At 62.8% G+C, this 10,255-nt stretch carries 9 protein-coding genes and 1 pseudogene; 2 read left to right on the top strand and 8 right to left on the bottom strand.

The annotated features are described in order from the left end of the window. The 8 genes and pseudogenes from VGP39_RS25110 to VGP39_RS25075 all read right to left on the bottom strand — a co-directional run. The coding region (locus VGP39_RS25110) for a DNA gyrase subunit B (RefSeq protein WP_327570791.1) at positions 1-2,174 on the bottom strand (2,174 nt) is incomplete at its 3' end. A gap of 290 nt (positions 2,175-2,464) precedes the next feature. Further along, a complete protein-coding gene (gene recF, locus VGP39_RS25105; RefSeq protein ID WP_327570790.1) occupies positions 2,465-3,640 on the bottom strand; it encodes a DNA replication/repair protein RecF in 1,176 nt (391 codons plus the stop codon). An 81-nt stretch (positions 3,641-3,721) separates the two neighbouring features. Continuing rightward, a pseudogene (locus VGP39_RS25100) lies at positions 3,722-4,092 on the bottom strand (endonuclease domain-containing protein). A 64-nt stretch (positions 4,093-4,156) separates the two neighbouring features. Beyond that, complete coding sequence (dnaN, locus tag VGP39_RS25095) at positions 4,157-5,275, bottom strand: DNA polymerase III subunit beta (RefSeq protein ID WP_327570789.1); 1,119 nt, start codon at positions 5,273-5,275, stop codon at positions 4,157-4,159. A 327-nt stretch (positions 5,276-5,602) separates the two neighbouring features. Continuing rightward, a complete protein-coding gene (gene dnaA, locus VGP39_RS25090; RefSeq protein ID WP_327570788.1) occupies positions 5,603-7,033 on the bottom strand; it encodes a chromosomal replication initiator protein DnaA in 1,431 nt (476 codons plus the stop codon). 618 nt (positions 7,034-7,651) lie between these two features. Beyond that, positions 7,652-8,002 (bottom strand): hypothetical protein, encoded by a 351-nt coding sequence (locus tag VGP39_RS25085; RefSeq protein WP_327570787.1) that lies wholly within the window; start codon positions 8,000-8,002, stop codon positions 7,652-7,654. 225 nt (positions 8,003-8,227) lie between these two features. Further along, positions 8,228-8,494, bottom strand: a complete 267-nt coding sequence (rpsT, locus tag VGP39_RS25080; RefSeq protein WP_327570786.1) for a 30S ribosomal protein S20 — start codon at positions 8,492-8,494, stop codon at positions 8,228-8,230. A gap of 4 nt (positions 8,495-8,498) precedes the next feature. Then, the gene (locus VGP39_RS25075; RefSeq protein ID WP_327570785.1) at positions 8,499-8,681 is read right to left on the bottom strand and encodes a hypothetical protein; all 183 of its coding nucleotides are present in this window, start codon (positions 8,679-8,681) and stop codon (positions 8,499-8,501) included. A gap of 166 nt (positions 8,682-8,847) precedes the next feature. Here VGP39_RS25075 and VGP39_RS25070 point away from each other — a divergent pair, with 166 nt between their 5' ends. Next, positions 8,848-9,165: a hypothetical protein gene (locus VGP39_RS25070; protein ID WP_327570784.1), complete on the top strand. Its 318-nt coding sequence runs from the start codon at positions 8,848-8,850 to the stop codon at positions 9,163-9,165. Positions 9,166-9,276: 111 nt separating this feature from the next. Then, positions 9,277-9,933: a peptide-methionine (S)-S-oxide reductase MsrA gene (msrA, locus tag VGP39_RS25065; protein ID WP_327570783.1), complete on the top strand. Its 657-nt coding sequence runs from the start codon at positions 9,277-9,279 to the stop codon at positions 9,931-9,933. The last annotated feature ends 322 nt before the right edge of the window (positions 9,934-10,255 follow it).

The following is a 10,255-nucleotide window of genomic DNA, read 5'->3' as shown; positions in this document are numbered from 1 at the left end:
ATCGGGGTTTCGGTATCCTTGCGGCGCAGCACGCCCGGGCGCGGATAGGCTTCCTGCAGCTTCGCCGCATATTCGTCGAGCTTGCGCGCGTCGGCGGAGCCGAGCAGCGCGTCGTCGATGATGGCGGCATCCTTGACCCCGCGCACGGTGCGTTCGAACAAAAAGCCCTGGCCTTCGGTGAAGCGGCCGATCCAGCCGCGCTCGACCTCATCGGCCAGCGCGTCGAGCCTTCGCGCGATGTAGCCGGCGGCGGCGTTGGCGGTGGCGACGTCGCCGGTGATTTTCGGGTTCATCACGCCGGCGATCGCGGCCTGCTCGATCACCTTGCGGTTATAGCGGCTGTGCAGATTGTGCAGCGTGCCGCGGATGATGCGGGCGTCTTCCACCAGCGCCAGCAGGTCCCTGCCGCTGCGGTCCTCGCCGGAGGCGAGCTTGAACACGCAGTCGTCGAGCCCGGTCTCGATCAGATAATCTTCCAGCGCGCGCTCGTCCTTCAGGTATTGCTCGGATTTTCCGCGCGTCACCTTGTAGAGCGGCGGCTGCGCGATATAGAGATGGCCGGCCTCGATCATCTGCGGCATCTGCCGGAAGAAGAACGTCAGCAGCAGCGTGCGGATATGCGCGCCGTCGACGTCGGCGTCGGTCATCACGATGATCTTGTGATAGCGCAGCTTCGACAGATCAAAGTCGTCGCGGCCGATGCCGGTGCCGAGCGCCGTGATCAGCGTGCCGATCTGCTCCGAGCCCAGCATCTTGTCGAAGCGCGCGCGCTCGACATTGAGGATTTTGCCGCGCAGCGGCAGTACCGCCTGGAATTCGCGGTTGCGGCCCTGCTTGGCAGAACCGCCCGCCGAGTCGCCCTCGACAATGAACAGTTCGGATTTGGCGGGATCGCGCTCCTGGCAATCGGCGAGCTTGCCGGGCAGCGAGGCGATGTCCAGCGCGCCCTTGCGCCGCGTCAACTCGCGCGCCTTTCGCGCGGCCTCGCGGGCGGCGGCTGCTTCCACCACCTTGCCGACAATGATTTTCGCTTCCGCCGGATGCTCCTCGAACCAGGCTTGCAGGGCCTCGTTGATGACGTTTTCCACCACGGGACGCACTTCGGAAGAGACCAGCTTGTCCTTGGTCTGCGATGAGAATTTTGGGTCCGGCACCTTCACCGACAGCACCGCGGTGAGGCCCTCGCGGCAGTCGTCGCCGGTCAGCGCGATCTTTTCGCGCTTGGCGATGGCGTCGGCATAGCCGTTGACCTGGCGCGTCAGCGCGCCGCGAAAACCCGCCAGATGCGTGCCGCCGTCGCGCTGCGGAATGTTGTTGGTGAAACACAGCACGTTCTCATGATAGCTGTCGTTCCACCACAGCGCGGCTTCCACGCCGATGCCGTTCATGTCGGCGTCGATCATGATCGGGGTGGGCACCATCGCCTTCTTGTTGCGGTCGAGATATTTGACGAATTCCTCGACGCCGCCCTTGTACATCATCTCTTCGCGCTTCTCGACCGCGTGGCGCATGTCGGAGAGCACGATGTTCACGCCGGAATTGAGGAACGCGAGCTCGCGCAGGCGATGCTCCAGCGTGGCGAAATCATATTCGACATTGGTGAAGGTGTCGGTGGAGGCCAGGAACGTCACCTCGGTGCCGCGCTTGCCCTTGGCGTCGCCGACGACAATCAACGGCGCCACCGCGTCGCCATGCGCGAATTCGATGTAATGCTCCTTGCCGTCGCGCCATACCCGCAGCTGCAGCTTGCTCGACAGCGCATTGACCACGGAAACGCCGACGCCGTGCAGGCCGCCCGACACCTTGTAGGAATTCTGGTCGAATTTTCCCCCCGCATGCAGCTGGGTCATAATGACCTCCGCCGCCGAGATGCCTTCGCCCTTGTGGATGTCGACCGGAATGCCGCGGCCGTCGTCGCGCACGGTGACCGAGCCGTCGGCATTGAGCACGACTTCCACCGCGGTGGCATGGCCGGCCAGCGCCTCGTCGATGGCGTTGTCGACGACCTCGTAGACCATGTGATGCAGGCCCGAGCCGTCATCTGTGTCGCCGATATACATGCCGGGCCGCTTGCGCACGGCGTCGAGGCCTTTGAGAACCCGGATCGATTCGGCGCCGTATTCAATCGGCGAATGCTCGGGGTCGGCGATCTTTTGCCGGGCGGGTTCTGTCATGAAGGGGCCTTCGAGGATGTCCCGAATCAGCGCTGAAATGTGTGGCTGAATCGACTGTATTTGTGCCATGAAAGCCGCATTGCGCCTAGCGCAAAGTCGTGTCGATCAAGCTGTTGAATAAATAGGATTTTTCGGCAGTTTTTCAAGGCGGCGAAAGGCTGATTCGCAAGCCGCGGAAAAGCGCGATGCGGGGCCTCGCCACGAGTCGTCCCCGCGCAGGCGGGATACGCCGTGTCGTCCCGTTTTAAGAATGCCGTTGGACGACCGAGTGCAATTACGACCGCCAGGGGTTATGGGTCCCCGCCTGCGCGGGGAGGACTCCGCGCTTGCGCGCGCCGCGCGATGCGCCCTGAATCGACGTCGAAGATTTCCCCCGACGAACCAATATCCGCGAACGCCGCAGGGTCCGCGCCGGTCATCCAGACCTGGGCGCCGAGCTTTGCCAGCTCATCGAACAACGCGATCCGCCGGTCGGGATCGAGATGCGCGATCACTTCGTCGAGCAGCAATAGCGGCGTGATGCCGGTCATCTCGGCGACCAGATTGGCATGCGCCAGCACGAGGCCAATCAGCAGCGCCTTCTGCTCGCCGGTGGAGGCATCGCGCGCGGGCATGTTTTTCGGCGCATAGACCACCTGCAGGTCGGTGAGGTGCGGGCCGTCCAGGGTGCGGCCGGCGGCGGCGTCGCGGGCGCGGCTCGTGCGCAGGATTTCGCGGTAGCGGTCCTCCACGGAGGTGGCCGGTTCGTTGATCAGCGCGTTTTCCATCCAGCCGTCGAGCATGATCGCGGCGGACGGAAACACCGAGGCTTGCCCGCGCGCGCGCAGCATCGCCGCGAGCCGCGTCACGGTTTGGCCGCGCATCGCCGCCACCGCCACCGCAAGCTCGGCGGTTTCGCGCTCGATCGCGTCGCACCAGTGGTCGTCGTAATTGCGCACTTCCAGCAGGCGGTTGCGTGAGCGTAAGGAGCGTTCCAGCGCCGAGACCCGGCTGGAATGCTGACTGTCGATCGCCAGCACCAGCCGGTCGAAGAACCGCCGCCGCTCCGAGGCGGCGCCCATGAACAGCCCGTCCATCGCCGGCGTCAGCCACACCATGCGCAAATGATCGCCGAACGCGGTGGCCGACGTCACCGGCTCGCGGTCGATCCGGCAGCGCCGGGCGGTGGCGGCTTCTTCGTTGCCCGGCGGGTCGATGCCGGTGCCCAGCGTCGCCAATCCGAGCGCGCCCTCGACCTCGGCGGACACCGCCCATGAGCCGTCGCCCTGGTTGTCGGCGACATCGTCCAGCGTCGCACGTCGCAAACCGCGCCCGGGCGACAGGAACGAGATCGCCTCGATGCAATTGGTCTTGCCGGCGCCGTTCGGGCCCACCAGCACCACCATATCGTCGCGCGTCTGCAGGCTGGCCGCGCGATAATTGCGGAAGTGCGTCAGCGTTAGGCGATGGATGCGGGAGGGGGTCATGGAGACGCGATATGATCTTTCTTACCCTCTCCTCTTGTGGGAGAGGGCGGAGCCTCACGAAGTGAGGCGGTGGGTGAGGGGTTAGCTCTCGCTATCCGACAACTTTGCAAGAACGCCTTCTAAAACCGAGGTAGGTCGTTGCAACACATCATTGTTCCAGTAACGCGCGATTCGGAACCCCTCCGCGCGCAGTACTGCTTCCCTCGTTGTGTCGCGTTCGGAATCCGCGTGCTGACTACCATCGATTTCGACGACGAGACGCTTTTCGAAACAGACAAAATCCAGAATAAAGTTTTGAAAGGAGCTTGCCGACGAAATTTGAACCGCGCGAGCCGGCGATCTCGCAGCAATCGCCACATTTTAGCTTCAGCGTCCGTGGGTTCGCGACGCATCTTCTTGGCGAAATCGCGGATGCGTTTGGTGGTTGGCCGATGGTGTGGTGTCTGCGGCACGAACCCCTCACCCGTCACCTCACTTCGTGAGGCTCTGCCCTCTCCCACAAGGGGAGAGGGGAAGTTACACCCGCATCGGCATCAGCACGTAGAGCGCGCCTTTGTTGTCCTTGTCCTGCACCAATGTCGGCGAGCCGGGATCGGCCAGTTTCAGCACCGCGACTTCGCCTTCGATCTGGGCTGCGATGTCCAGCAGGTAGCGCGAGTTGAAGCCGATATCGAGCGCATCGGAGGCATACTCGACCTCGAGTTCCTCGGTGGCGCTGCCGGAATCCGGGTTGGTTACGGACAATATCAGCTTGCCGGCCGACAGCGCCAGTTTCACCGCGCGGCCGCGCTCGCTGGAAATGGTCGAGACGCGGTCCACCGCAGCCTCAAAATCCTTCTTGTCGACGATCAGTTCCTTGTCGTTGTTCTGCGGGATGACGCGGCCATAGTCCGGGAACGTGCCGTCGATCAGTTTCGAGGTCAGCACCACATTGCCGATGGTGAAGCGGATCTTGCCCTGCGACAGTTCAATCCCGACCTCGGCCTCGCTGTCCTCGATCAGCCGCTGCACTTCGCCGACGGTTTTTCGCGGCACGATCACCCCGGGCATGCCGGAAGCGCCCTTGGGCAGCGGCAGATCGACCTGGGCAAGGCGGTGGCCGTCGGTCGCGACCGCGCGCAAGGTCGCGGCCTTGGCGCTGCCGGCGGTGTGCAGATAGATGCCGTTGAGATAGTAGCGGGTTTCCTCGGTCGAGATCGCGAACTGGGTGCGGTCGATCAGCCGCTTCATGTCGGACGCGGCAAGCGCAAACGAATGCGTCATGTCGCCGGCGGCGAGATCGGGGAAATCGTTCTCGGGCAGGGTCTGCAGCGTGAAGCGCGAACGCCCGGCACGGATCGCCAGCACCGAGCGGTCGCCGTCGCCTTCCAGCACGATCTGGGCGCCGTCGGGCAGCTTGCGGACGATGTCGTAGAACATGTGCGCGGGCACGGTGGTCGAGCCGCCGGTTCCGGTTTCGGCCGCCAGCGTCTCCGTCACTTCGAGGTCGAGGTCGGTGGCCTTCAGCGACAGTTTCGAGTTTTCGGCGCGGATCAGCACGTTGCCGAGGATCGGGATGGTGTTGCGGCGCTCGACCACGCGATGCACATGGCCCAGCGATTTCAAGAGTTGCGCGCGCTCGACGGTGACCTTCATTGCAAAACCCGCCTGATCCCAAGATGGAAAAGCCGGGCGGCCCAAAGGGCGCGCCGCGGCGTTTGAAACCCGAAAGCTCGATCAAAGCTGAATTCGCTCAAACCCCCGGGGGGACCCCAAGGTGGCGCGGATGGGGCCCAAGCGCAAGAGATGCGTGATGCCGTTCCCCACGTTTTGGTAAGGGTTCGTTCCCCGGACGCAGCGCAGCGCGTAGCTCTTCGCGAAGCGGTGTGCTGCGGAGCCGGGGTCCAGCTTGCTTGCTTAAGCGGGCTCCCGGCTCTGCGCAGCAGCGTGAAGAACGCTGCAGGGCGTCCGGGACACAACCTCTCACTCCTGCAACTGGCGCTTCAGCGATTCGACCTCTTCGGACAATGCGACATCCTTGGCGACCAGCGCCTCGATCTTGCGGACGGCGTGCAGCACCGTGGTGTGGTCGCGTCCGCCGAAGCGGCGGCCGATCTCGGGCAGCGAGCGCAGCGTCAGCGTCTTGGCCAGATACATCGCGACCTGACGCGGGCGGACCACGTTCGCGGTGCGGCGCGAGGACAGCAGATCCGACCGGCTGACATTATACTGCCGGGCCACGACGCGCTGGATGTCCTCGATCTTGATGCGCTTGGGTTCCTGCGGGCGGATCAGGTCGCGCACCTCGCGCTCGGCCATTTCCAGCGTGACGGCGGTGGCATTGAGCTTGCTGTGCGCCAGCAGGCGATTGATCGCGCCCTCGAGGTCGCGCCCGTTATGGGTGATGGTTCGCGCGAGATAGTCCAGCACCGGCGCCGGCACGTCGAAGCTGGCGTGATGCGCCCGCGCCGCGGCCACCCGCGATTTCAAAATGCCCAGGCGCAATTCTTCGCCAAGCGATCCCATCTCGACCACCAGACCACTTCCGAGCCTGGAGCGGACGCGGTCGTCGAGGCTTTCAAGGTCGGACGGCGGACGGTCCGCCGCGATCACCACCTGGCGGCCGGCATCGATCAGCGCGTTCAGGGTGTGGCAGAACTCGGCCTGGGTGGATTTGCCTTGCAGGAACTGCAGGTCGTCGATCACCAGCACGTCGATGCCGCGCAGCGCTTCCTTGAATGCGAGCGCGGTCTGCGTCTTCAGCGCTGCGACAAAACCGTACATGAATTTCTCGGCGGTGAGATAAAGCACCTTGCGCTCGGTGCCGGAATTGCCGGCCCAGGTCACCGCCTGCAGCAGATGGGTTTTGCCGAGGCCCACGCCGGCGTGGATATACAGCGGATTGAACATCACGCTGTCGCCACGCCGTCCTTCCGCGACCTGGCGCGCCGCGGCATGCGCGAGCGTGTTGGAACGGCCGATCACAAAGCTTCCGAAGGTCAGGCGCGGATCGAGCGGCGAGCCGCCGAGCGCCTCATGGCTTGCCGACACTGGCGCGATCGCGGTGGCGCGCAGTTCGGGCGCGGGGCGTCCATCGTTGCGGTCGGCGCGGCGCGGGTCCGCCGGCGCTGTGGCCTCCTTGGCCGGCGCCGCGCAACGCATGGCGGTGCGCACGGTGAGGTCGACGCGCTCTAGTTCGGGCATCTCGGCCTGCCAGCAGGTCAGAACCCGCTCGGCGTAGTGCGCCTGGATCCAGCTCTTGAGAAACCGCGTCGGAACCGAAAGTCGCACGCTTTCAGGCTGCACGCTTTCCAGATCCATCCGCGCGAACCAGCTTGAATAGACGTCTTCTCCCACGCTCGAACGCAGCCGACCTTTCACGCGCGACCAGCGATCCTGTTCCATGTTTGTCATTGTCCAGCGGCTTTTCTGATAGAGTTACGGTGTCGGCGGATCGCCGCGCGGGTGTCCGCGACGGCGCGACCTCAAGGATGCTCCAGCTTCGGTCACAGACCGGCCGTTCGGCGAAACGCCGCGGCGAATCAGCTATCTTGAAGAAGAAGCGTCCGTGAGGTCAGCGCGTACTGGACGGTTGGTCCGGAACTCGCGCGGGAGGCCGCGTACTCGCGGCATCATCTAAAATGGCATCGGATAAAAACGGGACGTGATCAAAATTCGCATTGATTCCGTTGAGCATAGAACTCCCCCTCTCGCCGCGATGATTACGGCAAGTTGTCACCTTGTTTGTGTTTTCAGATACGTCGGCGATGCCTGAACTCAGCGCTTCAGGATCTCAGTCACCGCGTTAGCCAGCCCGTCCGTTCCAACCCTCTTGATCCATTCACCTTCGGCGGTGCGGTTGCGATCGGTGCGTATCTCACTTTTTAAACGGCGCAAGGCTTGAGCGCCTCGCGTGAGAAATTTGGACACAGAACCGCCGTCCTCATATTGCTATGAGTTACAACCTACCATCGCTTGGAAAGCGTCGCTAACGCGCATACCGCCGCCGATCTGCACGTCCGCCCCTGATCCTCAATTCGCCCTGAACCTGAGAACCGTGGGCGCTGCGAACGGTCTAAGTGATAGCATGCCGTATTTTGCGTGCAACGGCTGTGGAAGAGAATCGTATGCCAAGGGAATTAGCTTCGCGTCCGCAAAATAAGACACGACTTTCGCGATATGAAGACAAGGGTCTGAATCTGCGCGACGAATCGAAATGCGCAAAGCGCGGTCATAATCCGCGACACTGCTCAAAAAATTTTTCATAAAATCTTTACGTTTGAGCGGGGCCGGCGTTTTTTCAAAGTGCTGGTCGGCGCATTGCTGATAAGTGACTACGCGCGCGCAAGATTTTTTGCTCAGCGGAATAGGGTAGCCTTCCACGAAGCTGATCGGATTTCAGCGGAACGCATGCGCGCGATAGCTGCCAGCGATTTCCCCGTTGAATCACGGGAGTCTCTAATTCTAAAGTCTTGCGTGCGGTAAAACAGCATCAGATAAAATCGGAACGTGAAGAAATTGTCTTGCGCCGCCGGACCGGACGCCATCTGCAACCAAAGAAAAAGCCCGGCGCGGCCGGGCTATTTGACGATGCCTTTTTCGACCAGCTCATTTGGCGAGCTTGGCGATCTGATGCGACAGCCGCGAGACCTTGCGGCTGGCATTGTTCTTGTGAATGATGTTGCGCTGCGCCGCCTGCATCAGTTCCGGTTCCGCGAGCGCCATCGCCTTCAGCGCAGCTTCGCGGTCGCCGCTCTTGATCGCCTCCTCGACGACACGGACCGAACCGCGCATCTGGGTGCGGCGCGATTTGTTGACGATGGTGCGGCGGGCAATCTTGCGCGTCGCCTTCTTGGCAGAAGTGGTGTTGGCCATGTTCTCAAATTTCCTTCGGCAGCGGCTTGATCGCGGGTGGCCGGCCTGCTGGCGGCGGCCATTGCATTGCGCTGGTGACGCTATGTTGTTTAAGGGTGTTCTGCGAAAATGCCATGCTCGAAGCTAACAGGCTCACAAGGCGGTGGCGCTCAAAGAACATCGGCGGCAGGATTGCGCCCGCCGCCATTGGCGGTCTTATAGAGGGGCCCCTGTGCAGCGTCAACGCTTTCCGCGCCCCGGCTGAACCACACAAATGCCGGCCGGAGCCGGGTTAAGCCGCTGGCGAGGTTGAATTTCTTGTGTTCGCCGTTTAAGCCGGGCTTGCCCGGAGGCAGATACATATAAGGTGACGCATGATCCGCGGGTTTTTCCGTCTGGTAGGGTTGCTGCTGCTCGCCGGCGGGTTCATTTTCATGGTCTATGACGGGGCCCGCTGGGTCGCCGACCAAAATCTGCGGTTCACCCGGTTCGGCGAATTTTGGAACGACATCCACCAGTCCAGCCAGCAGGCATTCCGGGCCATGGTCGAGGGCGCCGCTCCCTGGCTCTGGACCAGCTTCGTCACCGTCATTCTCGACCAGCCGGTATTTGCCCTGATGGGCGGGCTTGGCATCCTCTTGATGCTGCTGTTCCGCCCGCGCAAACCGCTGATCGGTTATTCGCGGAACTGACCTAAGGTAACGGGACTGCCGTTTCGCGCGTAAAGACATATATTGCCATCATCCTTTGTCGTCATGCGAGGCGGCTTCCCGCTCGTCCGACGTCTAGCCCGGAGGCTATCCATGTTCTTCATGCGCAAGACTACCGCGTTGCCGAGCGCCCCCGAGGCGCTGCCCGGCCGCGCCACGCCGGTTCCGACGGCGAAACGCCACTTCGTCAACGGTCATCAAATCCAGCCGCCTTATCCGCAAGGGCTGGAGCAGGCCGTGTTCGGGCTCGGCTGCTTCTGGGGCGCGGAACGCAAGTTCTGGGAACTCGGCGATGGTGTCTACACCACCGCGGTGGGCTACGCTGGCGGTCATACCGCCAATCCGACCTATGAAGAGGTTTGCTCGGGGCGCACCGGTCATACCGAAGCGGTGCTGGTGGTGTTCAATCCGAAAAAGATTTCCTACGAGCAGTTGCTGAAGACGTTCTGGGAAAGTCATGACCCCACCCAGGGCATGCGGCAGGGCAACGACATCGGCACGCAATATCGCTCCGCGATCTACACCTTCAACGATGCGCAGCGAAAAGCCGCGGATGCGTCGAAGGTGGCCTATCAAAAGGCGCTGGCCGCCAAGCGTCTGGGCGCCATCACCACTGAGGTCGCGACGGCGGGCGAGTTCTATTTCGCCGAGGATTATCATCAGCAGTATCTGGCCAAAAATCCGGCCGGCTATTGCGGGCTCGGCGGCACCGGCGTGTCCTGCCCCATCGGCGCCGGCGTCAGCGCCTGAGTTCGCAACTGGACTTTCAAGTTCGTGATGCCGGACGAGCCTGGCCATGACGGGGAGGCAACACGATTTGTTAACCATAACCGGTGCAAAACTGGAGCCGTCTCGTTGTGAGGGATGGCTCCGGTGCGGGTTGCGCGCGCGTTTCGATACTCGATGATTGCCGTCATGACCGCGCTCGCTCTGTCGGGCTGCATGCGCAGGTCCGCGCCTGTCGCCGTTGTCCAGGCGCGGGGCGATCTGGATTCCCTCGCCTATGGCCGGACCCATAATTCTCCGCCGCGCAGCCTTTATGCGTCTTCAACGAACCTCGCCCCTTCCGGCG

The sequence above is a fragment of the Bradyrhizobium sp. genome, assembly GCF_036009065.1.
Classification (GTDB): Bacteria; Pseudomonadota; Alphaproteobacteria; order Rhizobiales; family Xanthobacteraceae; genus Bradyrhizobium.
This window is presented reverse-complemented; position numbering and strand designations above follow the sequence as displayed.